The 16,933-nt window shown below is 49.2% G+C and carries 17 protein-coding genes, 1 rRNA gene and 4 pseudogenes; 3 read left to right on the top strand and 19 right to left on the bottom strand.

The annotated features are described in order from the left end of the window. Nucleotides 1-2 precede the first annotated feature (2 nt). Both pilM and On2M_RS02250 read right to left on the bottom strand, forming a co-directional pair. The gene (gene pilM / locus On2M_RS02255) at nucleotides 3-440 is read right to left on the bottom strand and encodes a type IV pilus biogenesis protein PilM (RefSeq protein WP_023226735.1); all 438 of its coding nucleotides are present in this window, start codon (nucleotides 438-440) and stop codon (nucleotides 3-5) included. A gap of 2 nt (nucleotides 441-442) precedes the next feature. Further along, nucleotides 443-1,687 (bottom strand): TcpQ domain-containing protein, encoded by a 1,245-nt coding sequence (locus On2M_RS02250; protein ID WP_210904245.1) that lies wholly within the window; start codon nucleotides 1,685-1,687, stop codon nucleotides 443-445. A gap of 551 nt (nucleotides 1,688-2,238) precedes the next feature. Here On2M_RS02250 and On2M_RS02245 point away from each other — a divergent pair. Beyond that, nucleotides 2,239-2,619: a protein gop gene (locus On2M_RS02245; protein ID WP_109188218.1), complete on the top strand. Its 381-nt coding sequence runs from the start codon at nucleotides 2,239-2,241 to the stop codon at nucleotides 2,617-2,619. A gap of 1 nt (nucleotide 2,620) precedes the next feature. Further along, nucleotides 2,621-3,685 (top strand): beta family protein, encoded by a 1,065-nt coding sequence (locus tag On2M_RS02240; protein ID WP_210904244.1) that lies wholly within the window; start codon nucleotides 2,621-2,623, stop codon nucleotides 3,683-3,685. 23 nt (nucleotides 3,686-3,708) lie between these two features. Here On2M_RS02240 and On2M_RS02235 read toward each other — a convergent pair whose 3' ends face one another. From On2M_RS02235 to On2M_RS02165, 15 genes and pseudogenes are all read right to left on the bottom strand, one after another. Further along, nucleotides 3,709-4,503: a sce7726 family protein gene (locus On2M_RS02235; RefSeq protein ID WP_109188220.1), complete on the bottom strand. Its 795-nt coding sequence runs from the start codon at nucleotides 4,501-4,503 to the stop codon at nucleotides 3,709-3,711. 408 nt (nucleotides 4,504-4,911) lie between these two features. Beyond that, on the bottom strand, nucleotides 4,912-5,850 hold the full coding sequence (locus tag On2M_RS02230; RefSeq protein ID WP_000368222.1) for an Rpn family recombination-promoting nuclease/putative transposase: 939 nt from the start codon (nucleotides 5,848-5,850) through the stop codon (nucleotides 4,912-4,914). A 65-nt stretch (nucleotides 5,851-5,915) separates the two neighbouring features. Further along, nucleotides 5,916-6,452: a single-stranded DNA-binding protein gene (locus On2M_RS02225; RefSeq protein ID WP_210904243.1), complete on the bottom strand. Its 537-nt coding sequence runs from the start codon at nucleotides 6,450-6,452 to the stop codon at nucleotides 5,916-5,918. A 12-nt stretch (nucleotides 6,453-6,464) separates the two neighbouring features. Beyond that, on the bottom strand, nucleotides 6,465-6,683 hold the full coding sequence (locus On2M_RS02220) for a hypothetical protein (RefSeq protein ID WP_000958171.1): 219 nt from the start codon (nucleotides 6,681-6,683) through the stop codon (nucleotides 6,465-6,467). 80 nt (nucleotides 6,684-6,763) lie between these two features. Continuing rightward, on the bottom strand, nucleotides 6,764-7,213 hold the full coding sequence (locus On2M_RS02215; RefSeq protein WP_000032520.1) for an STY4534 family ICE replication protein: 450 nt from the start codon (nucleotides 7,211-7,213) through the stop codon (nucleotides 6,764-6,766). 667 nt (nucleotides 7,214-7,880) lie between these two features. Further along, nucleotides 7,881-9,875: a DNA topoisomerase III gene (gene topB / locus On2M_RS02210; protein ID WP_210904646.1), complete on the bottom strand. Its 1,995-nt coding sequence runs from the start codon at nucleotides 9,873-9,875 to the stop codon at nucleotides 7,881-7,883. A gap of 36 nt (nucleotides 9,876-9,911) precedes the next feature. After that, nucleotides 9,912-10,790 (bottom strand): annotated as a pseudogene (locus On2M_RS02205) (STY4528 family pathogenicity island replication protein); the annotation flags it as partial. Between the two features lie 119 nt (nucleotides 10,791-10,909). Beyond that, nucleotides 10,910-11,158 (bottom strand): hypothetical protein, encoded by a 249-nt coding sequence (locus On2M_RS02200; protein ID WP_210904242.1) that lies wholly within the window; start codon nucleotides 11,156-11,158, stop codon nucleotides 10,910-10,912. Next, a complete protein-coding gene (locus tag On2M_RS02195) occupies nucleotides 11,158-11,715 on the bottom strand; it encodes a DUF2857 domain-containing protein (RefSeq protein ID WP_000144322.1) in 558 nt (185 codons plus the stop codon). The genes On2M_RS02200 and On2M_RS02195 overlap by 1 nt, the downstream gene beginning before the upstream one ends. 84 nt (nucleotides 11,716-11,799) lie before the next feature. After that, nucleotides 11,800-12,522 carry a DUF2786 domain-containing protein gene (locus tag On2M_RS02190; RefSeq protein WP_210904241.1) on the bottom strand — a complete coding sequence of 241 codons (723 nt, stop codon included), beginning with the start codon at nucleotides 12,520-12,522 and terminating at the stop codon, nucleotides 11,800-11,802. Then, complete coding sequence (locus On2M_RS02185; protein ID WP_000838568.1) at nucleotides 12,509-12,769, bottom strand: hypothetical protein; 261 nt, start codon at nucleotides 12,767-12,769, stop codon at nucleotides 12,509-12,511. Before On2M_RS02185 ends, On2M_RS02190 begins: the two co-directional genes overlap by 14 nt. Beyond that, nucleotides 12,766-12,969 (bottom strand): TraR/DksA C4-type zinc finger protein, encoded by a 204-nt coding sequence (locus tag On2M_RS02180; protein WP_228006604.1) that lies wholly within the window; start codon nucleotides 12,967-12,969, stop codon nucleotides 12,766-12,768. Before On2M_RS02180 ends, On2M_RS02185 begins: the two co-directional genes overlap by 4 nt. A gap of 13 nt (nucleotides 12,970-12,982) precedes the next feature. Then, nucleotides 12,983-13,663: pseudogene (locus tag On2M_RS02175) on the bottom strand (hypothetical protein); the annotation flags it as partial. A 17-nt stretch (nucleotides 13,664-13,680) separates the two neighbouring features. Beyond that, nucleotides 13,681-14,781, bottom strand: coding sequence for a replicative DNA helicase (locus On2M_RS02170; protein ID WP_247604907.1), 1,101 nt, complete (start codon nucleotides 14,779-14,781; stop codon nucleotides 13,681-13,683). Continuing rightward, complete coding sequence (locus On2M_RS02165) at nucleotides 14,778-15,812, bottom strand: ParA family protein (RefSeq protein ID WP_247604906.1); 1,035 nt, start codon at nucleotides 15,810-15,812, stop codon at nucleotides 14,778-14,780. Before On2M_RS02165 ends, On2M_RS02170 begins: the two co-directional genes overlap by 4 nt. A gap of 280 nt (nucleotides 15,813-16,092) precedes the next feature. Here On2M_RS02165 and On2M_RS02160 point away from each other — a divergent pair. Beyond that, nucleotides 16,093-16,188 (top strand): annotated as a pseudogene (locus tag On2M_RS02160) (GNAT family N-acetyltransferase); the annotation flags it as partial. Between the two features lie 115 nt (nucleotides 16,189-16,303). Here On2M_RS02160 and On2M_RS02155 read toward each other — a convergent pair. Then, nucleotides 16,304-16,504, bottom strand: a pseudogene (locus On2M_RS02155) (IS110 family transposase); the annotation flags it as partial. Nucleotides 16,505-16,806: 302 nt separating this feature from the next. Beyond that, nucleotides 16,807-16,922 (bottom strand): 5S ribosomal RNA (gene rrf, locus On2M_RS02150). Nucleotides 16,923-16,933 lie beyond the last annotated feature (11 nt).

The following is a 16,933-nucleotide window of genomic DNA, read 5'->3' as shown; positions in this document are numbered from 1 at the left end:
TCCTAATTGAGGTAGACCACATCCCCGTTCTGAATACCTGCCGGTAAAGGCAACCCCGAAGCCACACCGGATAACCAGACCAGTTGCCCCTGCGTCACCGTGCCAGTTAATGCCGAACCACCTGATTGTTCACGCAGCGCATCCACCAGACCCGGGACTTCAGGCATCCAGACCCACAGCCGGTTAGCCACAATGACATGTCGGATACGGCTGTCAGGAGCCACCGGCAGGGCCAGTTCTGACAAGGCGACCGTTCCGTCCGTCAGGGTATGTCGGTAGCGCCAGTCATTAATGCCCGCGGCCAGCAATAACATCTGCCGGGCCAACAGATACGAACTCCCCGACTGCTGCGCTTTGACAACCTCGCTTCGCTGAGTGGTCTGGACATGTCCGACGACAAGCAGAAATACTGTGCCCAGAGCGACAATGAACCAGCCCATAGCTACGACCGGTCAGCCGGTTTATCCGCAACTGAAACCAGGCACTGCAGGCGGGAAGCTTCAGCAAATAAGGGCTTGTCAGCTTTCTTATAAAGGTCAAACACCTGAACCAGCGCCGTCTCAAAGTTGCCTTTAAATACCAGCGGTGCGTCAATGCGGTAATCCGTAGGGGTCTGCCAGATAACCACCCAGTGTCCTCCCCCTGGACAGTCAGCTCTTCCGGCCCAGTCAGTAAGGGACTCTTTGAGCGTGCTGCCGACAACCGCCTTCCACTCAGGGCCACTGGCCACTGCAGCTACAGGCGTGCCGGTTAACGGTTTTGTTGTCGTGGCCAGTACCGTAGCCGTCGCCGGATTTACAGCCTTAACGGTTGAGGGAGACGGTGTTTTGGCCTGAGCCTTCTCTCCCACAGGCGCCGGTGAATGAGACGCCGACAGGGTGGTCTCGGCCAGGTTTTTTCCTGTGAACGGATTGCGCGGAGCCGGAGAAGAGACTTGTTTCACGGAGGGGGCAGAGGACACTCCTGACATTACCGGTGTCCCACCAGGTCTCAGGGCAGGGACAGGAAGTGACTGACTGACCGGTTTCAGTTCAGTACCTTTCTTCGCCGCCAGGTGCTGGCCGGCGATCACGGGTTCAGCTTTATTCCCCGGCAGAACGCCGGTATAAGGATTGCGGGTGGTTTCCGGGGAGGAGGTTCTTGCGGCGCCGGTCACGGCGGGTGTGACAGATGTCAGTGCTTTAGTTTTAGCCTGTACCCGATATGCATCACGCAATACGAAACAGACTTCCCGGTTGACTTCATCCACGGACATTCGCCATGCAGGACCGGCAACCACCTGCAGTGCCTCACTGAGTCGCATCGGCCCAATTTTGCGCTGAACGGCCGGCAACGGCCGGTTCAGCAGCTCAGAAAAGTCAGCGCCATAATGTCCGCACAGGGAATAACCAGACTGAAACAGCAGGTAGCGAAATCCGTCGCCGACTGAGTTAACCAGTTGCCCTGGCATAGTAATATCGATGAGCTGGTTGAGCGGTTCCCGCTGCGCATCCTCACTTTTAATACTGACCAGCGTGTAACGCCCGCTGCGAGTCACCTCCGGTGATCGCTGGTAAATATCAGAGAAGACGGAAGGCTGCTGACTGTGTGCAAATGCGCTGTCGCGAGCGGTTTGGGTGGAGGTCTGCTGTGCACACCCGGCAATCACCAGCGGCAGGCTCAGGCAGAAAAGCGCTTGTGTGTTCATGAAAAATCCCGTGGATGACCGTAATTACGGCAATCGTGCGGAGATTTGGCTTAGCGCTCAATAAACAACTCTTTATGCAAAAAAGAAAAAAAACGCAAGCATCATTGCTGGCATTCTGCATACATGGATTTACTCAAAGTAGAGAAGGTCGATAACCCTCGATGTTAATGACGCGGTTGTTCCAGCGTTTCGCGGCTCAGACCTGTGGATTTAATAATCACTTTCAGGCTGGCCTGACGCTCCTGCTCAATACCCTTCTGGAGACTCTTATCTTCAATATTCTATGAGATTGCTCTAAAAATCAACCACTTACACTCCGTGATCTCTGCGGCCAGTATGTATACCCGAAAGTCTTCAAAACTGCAGGGAAAGATGGTCATGAATGGAAATTGGAACCGTAAGCGCCTCGATACGAAAAATTTAGCAAAGTGGCATAATGGTGAGATAAATATGGCATTATCTCCTAAATATATGTAAAAAATAGTGATACCTATACACACCCTTTTCCGCTGCTCTTTCAAGGACAAATCTCAGGTTAAGAGAATCATAAGATGCTAAATCATATTTATGGAATTGTTGGTATAGTTGGAACATTAGTTACGATTATTAGTAGTTACATTAGAAACCAAGAATTATCACAATGGTTACTTATTTGCTCTGGTTGGCTTGCGGCATTGATGATAGGTTGGTTCACACATAGAACTATTAAAATCCTAAGTAATAATCATAAAGAAACCATCATTAGCAATGATGGAGTAAAGCAAGCTCTTATGAAACGGAATGAAACATTAACCACACAACTTTCTCACGCATTAGAGCAGAAAGAAAAAATGGAAGGAATCGCAGCTTATTTAGCTACTCAGAACCCACAAATTAACGCCATGCCCAGAGCCATCGCACGACAAGAAAATACTGAGCCAGGAGGCAATTAAGATGAAAGTAAATTTTGATAGTTACTCATATTATCCTGCATTACGAACTCGAGCTGCTGAAATTCTTGGTTTGAGCAATCTGGCTTATGATAAAAAAGAGAAAATACTTCCACTTATAACTTTAGGCAAGTGGCCTCGCTCAGATGAAATTAAAGTTTCTCTTGATAAGAGCCTAGAGGCAATGAATAAATTGCCTTTCATCCTAGATGTTACCCAAGAAAATAAGCATCATTGTGCATCTAGTTTTGACCTTCTTTCTTCAGAAAATAATTTCTCAAACTGGATTTCTTTTTGCTCTAATAATGAAAACATTATCCCTGTAGTTCAAATGCCTGCATCAGCCAGACTGAGGGATATAGTGCAGCAAGCTAGAATACTTGAAGAAAATAAAGGGTCCATTGCATTCAGGATAAAAAATCTCAACACTGATATAAACAAAACAGTAGCATCACTAGTGTCTCTCAATTCTCCTGAAAATTCTATTATATTCATAGACTTGGGATATATTCGCGGTCATGTATCTACTATGACGTCAGCTGCAATTAGCGCAATAAACCAAATAAGGACAGAAATACCCGAAGCTATAATAAGTGTGCTGTCGACTAGTTTCCCTAGCTCGGTCGCAAACTTTGCAGGAGAAAATGGCCAGTCTGGTTATATCGACATAATGGAACGAGAATTCCACCAAACCATCGGTGGGAGAGGGGTTTCTATATACGGAGATCATGGCTCAATCCATTCCGTAGTATATGATGATGTCGGTGGACGTTATGTTCCGAGGATTGATATTGCCTTGGATGATGCTTGGTTTTTTGAAAGAAGACCAGGTCTTGATAGCAAAGGTTACATTGAAGCCGCAAGAGCAATTCTAAAAAGATATCCTAATTATCTTGAAGAAGAGTCCTGGGGTGCGCAGATGATTAAAAACGCTGCATCGGGGGATATTGCGGGTATGGGAAGCCCAGCCAAATGGATTTCAGTGCGTGTTAACCTCCACATAACAAAACAAATCGAACTATCAGAAGCACTTAAAACAGATTACGATCCTGAAGAGGATTTCTTCTAAAAAATAAGGGAGGTTTCCCTCCCTTATTTCACGACCCTTTTCAATACTTTGATGGGGGGGATGTTCCCAACTTCTCCGTGTTTTTTCATAAACATCTCAATATCGACTGTATAAAAATCATTAAATGTTTCGTCATTCCTATCATCGAAATCTATAAAATGATTATATTCCCGTCTCTTTTTTGATTTGCTTAGCAAGCTCAAATCACTAGTATTAGAAAGCTCATTAGCAGCTAATTTCTCTAAATAATCATTAGAAGTTTCTTTATAACGCTCTTTAATTGCTTCTAGAACGAAGCCCCTAATTCTAGATAAAGATATTTGTTCAGCCACGCGTTCTAAAGCCTCGCGACCAGACTCGAATAAAAACCGCTTCCCATTTTGAATAAGAAGTAATTGCAACTCTTTTTTTAACAAAAAATTAATATAAACCTTCTTATTACTAATTATTGCCTTACGGCCACGCTGAACTATTTTAAAACGAATACCTTTATTAGTATTCAGGTATTCGATAACACCAACATCTGGTGAAACTTTCTTCGAAATTTCATAGGTGAATTTTGGCGCACAAACAACCGTTACCTTTTCAAAACGAGAGGTAAATGTCTCTAGCTGACCATCCAATCTTTTTAGAGAGTCAAAATCACTTTTTATTTCAAAGGCTTGCAAGTGTCCATTCGCCACAGCCAGATCTGCCCGGCGGCTCCAATTCGCAACAACCATTTCATTAATAATAGTTGCATTCTCTAACAAACCTTTTCTAAAAAGCCAGTCAATAAATGCGACTTTTACATCTTGCTCTCTTAATAAACCTGACATAATCTCGTCACACCCTTAAAAAATATCAATTAGTATAGCAAAAAAAACAAATATTATCTACAAACTACATCCATAACAATTCTGTATTGTCTTTCTTAATCGACTGTTGTAGTGATGAACTTCATTAGGGAACAAATTTCTAATCGAAGTTAACATGATCCTAATTATGTCCTCAATGTCATTCAAATTTCAATGAAGCATCGTGTACAACTTAGCCCATATGCTTATTAACAAATAGATTGCTTATTTCTAATTTAACCTTTCCGTAGAATCTCAGAAGATTCTTATTATGCGAAGACTTGATTCAATAAAAGCACCTTTTATCAAGTCAAAAGAACGCCAGCATAATTGCTGGCGTTCTGCATACATGAATGTACTCATTATAGAGCGGGTCGATAACCTTCGATGTTAATGACGCGGTTGTTCCAGCGTCTCGCGGCTCAGACCTGTGGATTTAATCACCACTTCCAGGCTAACACCATTGTCAAGCAAGGCATACGCAGTTTCCAGTAACGTCTTCTGCTCACGCTCAAGGCTGGCCTGACGCTCCTGCTGAATACCCTGCTGGATACCTTCTTCTTTCAGTTGCTGTGCAATTGTGCCCATGATCAACTCCTTATACTCCGGGATCTCACCGGCCAGTTCGTATAAAAATGGCGTGATACTCTCGCTTGTCATGCCATTGTAGATAATATAACACAGGACGGCTTCCACCTGCTCCCGGGTATTTCCGGCTAGTCGAATCAGCTGCACAACATCACGCAGCAGCGATGCAGCGTCGCGATGCCGGATATCCCGCTGAACCAGCTCCAGTAATGCCATGCGACGGTGAGACTGCAGGTCGCAGTCCTCCATGACGCTGACATCCACCAGGGGCCACGGTCGGGAGTAAACCTCCCGCGCCAGCGCCGGTACATCGAAACAGTCCATCCAGTCGGTACTGTATGGGTAAGGCCGCACCGTTCCCTGATAAAACAGCAACGGCACCACCACCGGCAGTGTCCCGTTACCCTTTTTCAGGTGGGCATCCATCACTGCCATCGAGTAACGCATCATCCGCCAGGCCATCATCCGGTCTGCGGTCGACTGGTGTTCCACAAGACAGTATATGTACCCGGCGTGACCTTCTGCGGTCTCCACCGAATACAGTACATCCGAGTGCAGTTCGCGAAGCTTCTGATCCACAAAACTACCCGGTTCAAGCTTCAGCGTATCGAGACGAACCTGCGCGCGGATATCTGCGGGAAGATGAACTGCCAGGAAATCCCTCGCAGTGTCCGGCTCACGCAGAAAAAGCTTAAACAGGCCATCGTGCCCGGGCCGGTTATGGCCCTTTTCGTTATCCATTCCGTATCCTTCATATGTTCAAAACATAATGCCTTCCACAGGAAGGCATTATTCAGCGACAGTCTTCAGGACAGCACATAAAGCGCATGTCTGGCCACACTGTGCCCGAACGGCGCGAACGGGATATCATCGTCGAAGTCCATTGGCGGCTCATTTGCAGGATGCTGTTGAGGTGGCGTCCCGCTGTGAGAAGGCGCTGCTGGTTGCTGAGGCTGACCCCAGCCGCCCTGTTGCTGCCCACTTCCCGCACTATTTCGTCCGCCCAACATCTGCATCGTACCTGACTGGCTGACGACCACTTCTGTGGTGAACTTTTCAACGCCAGACTGATCCGTCCATTTGCGGGTGCGTAATGCACCTTCGATGTATACTTGGGAGCCCTTACGCAGATACTCACTGGCAATTTCGGCCAGCTTGCCGTAAAGAACCACCCTGTGCCATTCAGTGCGCTCTTTTTTGTCACCGGTCTGTTTATCTGTCCAGGTATCTGAGGTTGCCAGACTGAGGTTTACCACGGCACCGCCATTTGGCATATAACGCACCTCAGGATCCTGTCCCAGATTTCCCACCAGAATAACTTTGTTTACACCTTTAGAAGCCATGAGTATCTCTCCTTAAGCCTGTTCACGCTGTGACCATGTGCCCTGTTTGAGCGCATGTTCTGCCTGAGACTGAGTCGAAAAGTACTCAACAGATTCACGGGATACCGGCCCTTCTTCATTTTGCGTGCCGATGTAATATCCGGCACCACTGCGAAGGACCTGTAAAGGTAAGGATAACCCGGCAAATTTTGCTGCCAGTAAACCAGTAGAAGATGATGGTGAAGTTAACATTGATTGTTCCTTTTACATTAAGTCAGGAACACACCTTCCTGACGGAAAGTGTGTTTCCATCAGGAAGGGTTAAGTAGAACTCAGAACGAATCTTCCGCGTACTGCTTCTGCGCGGGCTGGCTCTGGGCCGGAGGAGTGGAATCCGGTTTTTCTGCCTTATAGGCAATTGCACCGTCAATTTTTATCCAGTCAACCCGGATGAGGCGAGTCTTCAGGCTGACACGGTTTTCACCGGCATGATCACCTTTTGCAAGGGTAAAAATATCGGATTTGATCCCACTGAGAACAAAACCGATCATTACTTTTTTGTCCTCATCACAGGACTTCTGGCAGCGGTTAATTAAACTCGTTGCGTCTTTGCCTGCGACTGTGACATCAAAGCGGGTATAGTCTGCATTATCTGTCGGACCACTAAGCGCATTCAGCGTACAACAGGTAAACTTACTGTTACCGTTGACAACCTGACGTACATTCGTGATATAGCCCAGACCGTTGATATTCAGATTAAAGTAGTTAGTTTCTTTAGACATGATGTTTCTCCATGGAATGAAATCGTTGCGGAGAAAACATCTACCCTGGCGGGATGATGAATTCCCGCAGGGATACCAACGCTGGCTAAACGCTGATGATCAATAAGTTTAAAATATCTTCATCGCAAAATGCTGCGACAGCCGTTTCCAAAGATTAAAGGGCTGTACCACCCGAAGGCGTCACCTCTCAGGCTACGGTGACATTGGTGTGCAATCACCCGAAGGCGTCCCTCTCAGATTGCCGGAACATTGGTGTTGTGATCACCCGAAGGCGCTCCTCTCAGATCACTGGAACATTGGTGGTCGCTAAGCGACATAAGATTCGCGACCATTTTTAGAACATTAGTTAACCCTGTCAACCCGTTAAATATTTTTTGTCTCGCCATAAAAAAATGGCCCTCGCTAACGCGAAGGCCATTTCTCAACCAAACTGTTGCACCAGAACATGAGGTAAAATCAAATCTCCGAAGCCGGTCAATGGCTCAGCGCGGTTTTCACGGAGTGATTGCGCTTTGAGGACGGATCCTTCGAGTAAAGATCGTTCTCCTGACTGGAGTTGCGAAAGGCATGCAAAGCTTTCGAACCGTTCCACAGCCATGGGTGCTGCTCTTATCAAAGCGATATAAGGCTACCAGAATTCAGCGAAAGAAAACAACCCGTTAGTCTTCTAGGCTGGCGAAGGTTTTCGTCTGCGTCCTCTGGGACCCTTGTTACCATTGTTCACGATACCTTTGCACTCCGGATATTTCAGGCAGCCCCAGAACAAGCCACTCTTTCCAATGCGCTGCAACGTCTTGCCGCCACATACAGGACAGGGGGGTGAAGGTGGCGCCTGCATAGTCAGTGGCTGTGATCTCCCCTGAGCGACCAGCTGACTGACCCACTGACTTTGCTTTGCCATAAAGTCATCCAGGCTCACCCTGCCTGCAGCTACCTCATCCAGCATCTGTTCCCACAGTGCCGTAAGTCCGGGATTCGTTAACGTTCCTGGCAACACATCCACCAGGTTACGTCCAAGAGGTGTTGACTTAAGCGTCTTTTTCTCACGCACCAGAAACCCACGCTTCAACAGCGTGTCGATTATCCCGGCCCGTGTTGCTTCAGTTCCTATCCCCGCATTCTCTTTGAGCACCTTTTTCAGCGCGGCGTCAGTAACGAACGCCGCCGCATTGGTCATCGCGGCAATAAGAGTTCCATCGTTGTACGGAGCAGGCGGTTTTGTCTGCAGTATCTTCTGCTCAGCGCCCTGCACCTGGCAGACCTGGCCCGCCTGCATGGCGGGCAGTGTGGTTTCACCAGTATTGTCCTCATCATCTTTGGACATTTTGCCAAACAGAGATTTCCAGCCGGGTTTCACCAAAACGTTACCACGGGTACGGAAAAGCTGACCGCCAATATTAAATGTGGCCTCAGTCGCGTCAATTTCCATCTGGGGCAGGAACTGGGCCAGGTAGTGCAACCTGAGCAGCTGATAGACATTGCGCTCAGCATCACTGAGTTTGCTCAGATCACCAGTATGTTTTGTCGGAATGATACCGTGATGAGCGGTAATTTTTTTATCATTCCAGATACGTGACACAAACTGAGTGTCCAGACTCGCGACCACCGGCTGTAACGCCGGATCAGTTCCGACCACAGCAGACAGTACCTGTGGGATTTCTTCTCGCATCGATAACGGCAGATAACCACAGTCAGTTCTGGGATAGGTCGTCAGTTTGTGGGTTTCATATAACTTCTGGGCGATATCAAGTACCGTCTGGGCTGGCATCCCCCAGTGTCGGGAGCAGGCCTGTTGTAGTGTGCTCAGGCTGAATGCCAGCGGCGCTGATTGTTTTTTCCTCTCTGTCTGGCAATTGATTATCGCAGCCGTTGGCGTTTGCCGACACAACTGAACCACCTGTGCCGCTACACCCGACTGGATACAACGCTTCTCTTCATCGCAATACTGTGCAGCCGGTACCCATTTGGATGGAAAAAACACGCCGTTCACGGCCAGCATGGCAATAACTTCGAAGTACGGTTTCGACACGAAGTTATCAATTTCACGATCACGATTTACCACTATCGCCAGCGTTGGCGTTTGTACCCGGCCAACTGAAAGAACGTTACCGATACCCGCCTCACGCCCCAGAAGTGTAAACAGGCGAGTCAGATTCATACCGATCAGCCAGTCAGCCCTGCTCCTGCCCACGCCAGCATAATAAAGCGATTCAGTTCGGGAAGACGGCCACAAATCAGCTAACGCTGACCGGATACTGGCATCATCCAGAGCTGACATCCACAACCGGAATACACGCCCCTGAAACTTGCAGTAATCCAGCAACTCACGGGCGATTACTTCCCCTTCCCGGTCAGCATCCGTGGCAATTACCACCTCATCTACCTGTTTAAGCAGACGGTTAATTACCGCGAATTGGGCTTTTGCATCCGCTTTGACTACCAGTTTCCACTGCTGTGGTAATAAAGGAAGCACATCGGTGCGCCATGGCTTACCATACTGTTCGCCATATACTTCCGGTTCAGCTGTCTCCAGCAGATGGCCGCGAGCCCAGGTGACTGTAACTCCCGGACCACTCAGGAATCCTTCGCCTCTTTGAGTGGCGCCAAGAAACTTCGCAATATCTCTGCCCTGAGAAGGTTTTTCACACAACACCAGACGCATGATAACACTCCTTTCAGAAAACCAGCCTTGTTCACTTTCCGGCAGGATGGACTGCAGACCATCAGGCCACACGAACCCCTCGGGTATTCCGGGAACCGCATTTTTGCCATTCTGGTGAGATACGTACGTTTTTTTAATCACACTTTGTGTGAAAGAACGTACGTTATTGCAGTCCGGTTGCCGGACTCTGTCGTAACTGTCTGATTTCAGGCTGAGTCTGCTATCCGGACTCGGTGATTTCTCCCCCCTCTCACTACTGGGTCTGTTTACCGGACTAAGTGATTTATGCTCATTTTTTATGCTATTCAGACTGAGTCCGGTACCCGGATTTTGATTAGTGCGGGCAACATCACCCACCTTGGACGGGCGGGTCAGACGTTCCGCAATTTCCGTCATCCGCGAATGCCTGTGACGCATCATCGGATCATCAAGTATCCCGTTCAGTACATGAAAGGCCGTGTCGCTGACCTCTCTGTATTTGTGCTGGCAGGCTTTACCCACCATATCCAGCCATCCCGGGTCAAACATCTCTGCATCCTTCGCACTGACTGGCTCATCATGCTGGGCGTAAATATTTCCCCGTACCCGGCCCCCGGTATCACGCACCCGCTTGCACAAACTCAACCAGCCCGTTAGTCGAAGCATGGTCAGCGCACGGCTCACCGTATCGCGTGACGCCTGTCCGGAACCGGGGGAAGAAAGCAGTTTCTGAAGTTCATCATATGAGGGGAAGATGGCGCCGTCGTTCTGCAGGGCATACTGCCGTATCATTATCCAGCACATTTTATCCAGAGGAGAAAGGCGCATATCCAGGATTAGCGCCCGCGGGTAGGCGTCGTGAATATTACCTGTAAACAGCAGCCCGTTACGCTCCTGCCCCGACGAACCCGGCGTACCGTCAAGCCGTGCCTGCATCTTCGACAAGGTGTAGTCAATGATATCATCTGCAGGCAAACGGTGAACGGATGAACCGGGTTCTTCCATCACCTGAGCCGGAGTTTGCATCGTTCTTTCTGTTGTTATCGATGCGTCTCTCATCGTTTCAGTTCCCGGTTATAGGTCTGGTGAGACATAAATAACCAGCTTTTACCTGCATCCTTACTCAGCAGACGCCAGCGTAATCCCAGATCAATCTTGAGATAACCTGTCTGTCCTATCTGGCTGTAGACTCGCTTTCCCTGCTGGTACAGGGAAAGCAGTGTACGCGCCTTTGACATGACAGCTTTACTCACATTTCTCGGGTCAGTACGGTAAAACTGAAAGGAGGGTGCCAGTGAATCCATCAGGCTACCTCCCCCGTACACCAGTTTTTGATTAATCCCCAGATCACCGTGAGACTGACATCAGCCTCTTCCGCAATAAGCATCATAGTTTCAAGAGAGTTAAGACTTTCTATATCGCTGATATTGGCCTCATGCCAGAGACGCCATATCTTCGCTTCACACTCCTCATCAGGTGACTGACAACGTCCCTGACGTGTCTGGATCCCCTCTAGCCGCCGTTTAGAACTGACATCTGAAGCATTCAGACCAAAGAAGATCCCCATCATCTCTATTGATGCACCAAGAGCAATAGCACGATCAATGCGTTCGCTACGCTTTTGCTCTCGATTGGCCTGGTCCAGCATTCGTTTTAGATTTTCATGATGTATTGCTACATTTAAAACAGAAACAGGGCTGCCTGACAGATAGTGCAGTTCTTCCATCGTCAGGCTTCTGAGGAGACGCATTTCTTCAGGTTTCAACCCCAACGCCTCACATCGCCGAATGTTTCCACCTCTCAGTTCCATAACCAGATTAAACAAAAGACTGTTGGCACCCTGTGCAAGTGAAAAAGTCATATCGCCTCCTGAACGTGAACACTTTCATTATCCATGACAATTAATTGATTAGAGGCCCCTGGAGCGAGAATAAACGCCAGAACGTTAACCATTGGATACCTCCTGAAGCGAATGCTCCTCACTGCGATAGTCCATAGCCGGATAAATCTCAGCCTGCCTACCAGCTGTCCATGCAGCCTGCCTCACTTTTTTGGCGTTACGACACCCTTCCGGCTGCCGTACTTTCGCAGGGGTCAGATTGCGCTGCTGTTGTGTTAACCAGCGGTCGAGTAGAACTTTTTCTGATGTTTCAGGTTCAAATGACTCCAGAACCGTCCATACTCCGGCCACCCAGTACAAACGGTATTCATCCATACGGCGACGGATAGTGGAAAGTTTCAGTAACGGATGTGCGCACGCGGTATGGTGATAATGTTCGGCATCACGCTTCAACTGACGGGAGACAACGCCAAACAAATAACCCGCCACCGCCGGACGTTCACCAAGCCCGTAAAATGTTACGCTGCGACGCTTCTTATGATCACTGTTCTGATACCAGCCGTAATAGCTGCGACAGCCCGCGGTCATGCAAACCACTGTAACCAGAGCATTCAGCCAACCCGGAACCGAAAGAGCATTACTGGGAATATTCCTGCAGGTCTCACTTGTTATTTCTCCCGGTACCACGCTCGCCGGGGTTACATCGTATTTCATCATCAATGCCTGGGCCTGCCGTAAAGCCACTGATGCCTCATAGGGATTACCTGTTTTTTCGGCCAGTACCATTAGCTTCTTGATACGTGAAAGAATTTTTTCATTCGCCGACACGAGTTACCTCCTCAATTTCCGGATATGCCACAATATCAAGCATCTCAGGACGAATACGGGTCAGCCTTAGCTGAACACCGCAACACGGGCAGGCATCAAATATTACCGACAGCCCGCGCTTTGCTGCATTCACAACGCCTCGACTTCCGACAGGAATAACCGCCAGTCCACTGCTCAGCTCCTGTGTGGTAACAACCGTGGCACCGACCCACTGGTAATGCGAGCGGGGCTTTTTCAGACTCTTCATTGTTTTTTGTCTCCTGATTCTCGCCATTCCTGACAGTGCATGCACAGGCTTACCCCGGGGATGGACTCACGGCGTGAGTCAGGGATTTCATCACCACAGTCCCGACAATGTCGTCGTGATACATGTCCCTGAATCCGAAGAGCAGCCCGGATTTCGGCAAACCTGCTGTCAATGTTTACCTGCGATTCGTTCTGAGCCATCGCATCATCAACATCAATGCTCATGCCTCCTCCCGTCATTTTGTTCAGCCGCCATATTTCTCTGCAGCTCGCGCAGACGGCGAATAACACGAATAAGGCGCAGACTCTTCACTACATGCACATCGTCAAAAACAGGCGTATCTCCCGCTGATTGGGAGCCAAAGAAGTTGAGACAGAACATAAACATGTTGAATTGTTTATTCGGCACGTGACCGGAAAGCCCTGCCAGAAAAAGAGCAAATTCTCCGCCGTGTTTTGAAACAGAGAACCCGGCCGCACTGGCATTTTTATCTTCACTGACATGAACCTCACAGCCCATCGCCTCTGCAAGTTCATAAGCAAGCCGGTAAGCCATGTCCTGCAGATGTTCGATATCATCCTGCAGAGCCGGAATGGCCCAGATATCAGTAACAGGCTCGAGCCCTACGTTGGCAAACTCAACTGAGGAAAGTGCTGGTTCTGTGGGTAAAAGTGAGAGACCTGGCATCTCGCTGGCAATACTAACGGCGTCAGAAGGAGTATCCGCAGTCAATCCCACCTGAGCGCCAGCGAAAGCTGATGCACTGGCAGCGATATTTCCGGCGTCGGGAATAAAGTGGTACTCATCAGGAATAACATCACCGGTTAAAACTGAGGGTCCCCCGAGGAAATCGTTCTGGACTTCAGTTTTAGGTAAACGAGGTGATCCACAAGAACCGAACCATTCGCCGGTCACATCATCGTTAAAGCTGCCACAGGGCACCTTATCTCTTTGGCCAGTGACTTGAGCGAACGGGAAATCTCCTGAATTTCCTGAGTGCGGTTCTCCCGGCCAGGACAACTCATTAACTGAAGATAATCGACAAGAATAAGTGAGGGCTGACCATATTTACGCACATTACGCCGCGCGCTGATACGTAACGTGGAAGGCGTCTGATAACTGGTATCGTCTATCAGCAAACGTCCTTCCCAGGAGGTCAGTTTTGCTACGGCATCCGCAAGTAAACTCCACTGCCCTTCTCTCAGCAGACCTTTGCGCAGGTTATCGAAGGGCACTCTGGCCAGCATTGAAAGCAGACGCATTATCAGCTGCTGGGTTGGCATCTCTATGCTGTAGAACTGAACGGTCTTGCCGGGACTGCCTTCCAGCGCAGCAACGGCATGTTTCAGCGCTTCTGCCGTTTTCCCCATTGATGGCCGGGCACCCAGTAAAATCAGGTCACCGTCCTGCCAGCCACAGGTTTTCTCATCCAGTTCAGCAAAACCTGTCGCTGTACCGGTCACACCGCTTCCCCCACTGACCGATTCCAGCCAGCTGACCGTGTCAGCGACCTGAGTCGTTACGCTCAGACAAATGTCGGGGTCACAGGCCTGCTGAGCCAGACTAAATAACTGCTTTTCGGCCTTTTCAATCAGACCGGGTATATCCACATCGCCGACTGAGGCCAGTTGATGTAGCTCATGCCCCAGCTTAACCAGTCGTCGCTTACGACTGTACTCGCGCACAATTTCGGCATAAGCAACGATATTGGCGGCGCTGGGCGTGTTTTTTGACAGTTCAGCCAGATAAGCGAACCCCCCGCACCGCTCCAGCAGATCTTTTCGCTCCATGGATTCGGACAGGGTTATCAGGTCAATGGGCAGGCCGGCACTGACCAACCGTTCTATCTCCCGAAAAATGGTCTGATGCTGGCCATAATAAAAATCTCCGGAATTCAGAAGCGGCGCAATTTCATCCCAGCGGTCGTTATCGAGCATCAGTCCGCCCAGAACACCGGTTTCAGCTCCGACATTAAACAGCATGGATTCTGCAGAAACAGATTTATGGCTCATAACTCATCCGCCCCCTGACCAAATCCGGGCTGAGGCCGGTTAACCAGAACCGCATCAAACTTATCTTTCCATTGAGGAAATAACTCACAGACCAGGTGGTGCATGGACTCCGCTGCCGGCAGGCTTACCCGGTCAGTTTTATATTCGAGACGATGAACTGGCTGCCCGCACGCATGCCCACGTTTGTAGACTTCCAGTTGCTCTATTTCGGTATTCAGCATTGATATGGCAATACGGTCTGACTGGGGGTATTGACCTTTATCCACGATTGCCTTGAGTTCGTTGAGGGTGTTTCGATCCAGTACAGTGGGTTCAACACAGTTGGCGAGAATTCGAATATCGGGAATATGGATACCGTAGGGTTCCAGAACCAGAAGTTTGGATAAAAGACGTACAGTGCCGCGCAGGAACTCACGTACATCGGGTAAAATCGGTTTGATAACACCCATGACGCTTTGAGTCGCAGCGAGCACCACGAGCTCCACCATCACCCCGCCAGCGCCTTTGGAATCGACGATTATGACGTCATATTGTCTGAAAAGAGGATGCTGCAGGACATTACGCAGACGCATTCTGCCATCAGCTGCATGCAACATATCATTGGAAAGACGATCATCGGGATCGTTGGAAATGATGACGTCAAGATTGGGAATAACCGTGCGGGAAATGATGCTGTCAGGGTTGTTAAGGTCAGCAGTCTGCATGAGTAATTCATACAGGCCGCAGGGTGCTTCATAGTGAAGTTTAAAAATACTGCTGGCTGTTGGCTGATTATAATCACCATCGATTAGCAGTGTTTTCAGACCAGCATCGGCGGTGTAACCCGCAATATTGCCTGCCTTGGTTGACTTCCCTTCTCCGCCCTTAGTGGATACTACTGGCAATACTACCGGGAATTGTTGCTCATCAGGGAGTAACAACGATTGTGGTGAAACCTGCTGTGCCAAATGAATACTGGCGTCTGGTTTTCTTTCTACAGACTCCCCGGTTGAAACCTGGGGGGAACACTTAACGCGAGATACAGTTTGCATGCAATACGCTCGAAATTTATTCGAATGTGTTCGCCTGCCTGCTACCAATTCAAAAAGTCAAAGCGGCATCTAACTTTTTGACAAGGGGATTGAAAATCCCCGTGTCCTTGGTTCGATTCCGAGTCCGGGCACCACTATTTAAAGAACCCGCCCTAAAGGCGGGTTTTTGCTTTTATAGTTTCTGATACTTTCCAACTGTTCATCTCTCAATATCCTTACAGAGTTTCCCCGCTCACAATCCATATATAAAATAGCCATGCCAGTTAACAAGAAGACATCTGGGCTCTATAAGAAGATGGGCTTTAAAGTGACGGGACGCACGGAAGTAGTCGATCTCGGACGACCGTATCCGCTACTGAAACTGGTGCTCGGGTAATGATGTAGACTGTTGTCGATACTGTTATCACCTGCAAGCATTTTGATGTTCCGGCATTCCGGATTGAAGACATGACAACCACAGCGCCGTCAGGCGCTGTTATCTCCCGCGCTTTTCACCACGCTGTTACGGCTATGTGTCTGCTCACATCGAACGACTCACCTGATTTCAGCACCCCGTAAGCCACCTGCGCCAGCTTGCGCATCATCGCGCCGATTATCACTTTCCCTTTCTTTCCATTCCCTGCCAGACGCACCCGGAATGCCCGTCCCCATTCTGTTTTACTCACCGCCACCATCGCAGGCATATACACTGCGGTGACGGCCATCTGGCCGCAGCACATCGACATCCAGCCAGGCTTTAGAGACGTCGATACCGATAAAATGAAGTTCCTGTTCCATAGTGAGACCAGCCTTGTGAATGCGGATTACCGGGAAAAGCGGTCCATGATACTGTCCGGTTTGTCACTTGTGGATAACGGCAGTCCGCTGCATAAATCTACAGCACAGGTTATGAACCTAAGGCCGGATAAGGCGCTGCGCCGCAGCCGGCAGATTTCACGGCGCACAGACGCAAAAAAGCCCATCCGGCAGGATGGGCTTTTTCACTTTATTTGATGCCTGGCAGTTCCCTACTCTCGCATGGGGAGACCCCACACTACCATCGGCGCTACGGCGTTTCACTTCTGAGTTCGGCATGGGGTCAGGTGGGACCACCGCGCTACAGCCGCCAGGCAAATTCTGTT

Source organism: Citrobacter sp. On2M (genome assembly GCF_018035235.1).
Classification (GTDB): domain Bacteria; phylum Pseudomonadota; class Gammaproteobacteria; order Enterobacterales; family Enterobacteriaceae; genus Citrobacter; species Citrobacter meridianamericanus.
Note: the sequence above shows the minus strand (reverse complement) of the source record. Positions and strands in the feature narration are given on the sequence as shown.

Excerpts from the sequence above, each read along its gene's own strand:
- On2M_RS02235 (WP_109188220.1), bottom strand. The coding sequence starts at position 4,503 with ATGTCAGGTTTATTAAGAGAGCAAGATGTAAAAGTCGCATTTATTGAC.
- topB (WP_210904646.1), bottom strand. The coding sequence starts at position 9,875 with ATGCGTCTGGTGTTGTGTGAAAAACCTTCTCAGGGCAGAGATATTGCG.
- On2M_RS02170 (WP_247604907.1), bottom strand. The coding sequence starts at position 14,781 with ATGAGCCATAAATCTGTTTCTGCAGAATCCATGCTGTTTAATGTCGGA.
- On2M_RS02220 (WP_000958171.1), bottom strand. The coding sequence starts at position 6,683 with ATGTTAACTTCACCATCATCTTCTACTGGTTTACTGGCAGCAAAATTT.
- On2M_RS02180 (WP_228006604.1), bottom strand. The coding sequence starts at position 12,969 with ATGGCTCAGAACGAATCGCAGGTAAACATTGACAGCAGGTTTGCCGAA.
- On2M_RS02245 (WP_109188218.1), top strand. The coding sequence starts at position 2,239 with ATGCTAAATCATATTTATGGAATTGTTGGTATAGTTGGAACATTAGTT.
- On2M_RS02165 (WP_247604906.1), bottom strand. The coding sequence starts at position 15,812 with ATGCAAACTGTATCTCGCGTTAAGTGTTCCCCCCAGGTTTCAACCGGG.
- On2M_RS02200 (WP_210904242.1), bottom strand. The coding sequence starts at position 11,158 with ATGGATTCACTGGCACCCTCCTTTCAGTTTTACCGTACTGACCCGAGA.
- On2M_RS02230 (WP_000368222.1), bottom strand. The coding sequence starts at position 5,850 with ATGGATAACGAAAAGGGCCATAACCGGCCCGGGCACGATGGCCTGTTT.
- pilM (WP_023226735.1), bottom strand. The coding sequence starts at position 440 with ATGGGCTGGTTCATTGTCGCTCTGGGCACAGTATTTCTGCTTGTCGTC.
- On2M_RS02215 (WP_000032520.1), bottom strand. The coding sequence starts at position 7,213 with ATGTCTAAAGAAACTAACTACTTTAATCTGAATATCAACGGTCTGGGC.
- On2M_RS02225 (WP_210904243.1), bottom strand. The coding sequence starts at position 6,452 with ATGGCTTCTAAAGGTGTAAACAAAGTTATTCTGGTGGGAAATCTGGGA.
- On2M_RS02195 (WP_000144322.1), bottom strand. The coding sequence starts at position 11,715 with ATGACTTTTTCACTTGCACAGGGTGCCAACAGTCTTTTGTTTAATCTG.
- On2M_RS02240 (WP_210904244.1), top strand. The coding sequence starts at position 2,621 with ATGAAAGTAAATTTTGATAGTTACTCATATTATCCTGCATTACGAACT.
- On2M_RS02185 (WP_000838568.1), bottom strand. The coding sequence starts at position 12,769 with ATGAAGAGTCTGAAAAAGCCCCGCTCGCATTACCAGTGGGTCGGTGCC.
- On2M_RS02250 (WP_210904245.1), bottom strand. The coding sequence starts at position 1,687 with ATGAACACACAAGCGCTTTTCTGCCTGAGCCTGCCGCTGGTGATTGCC.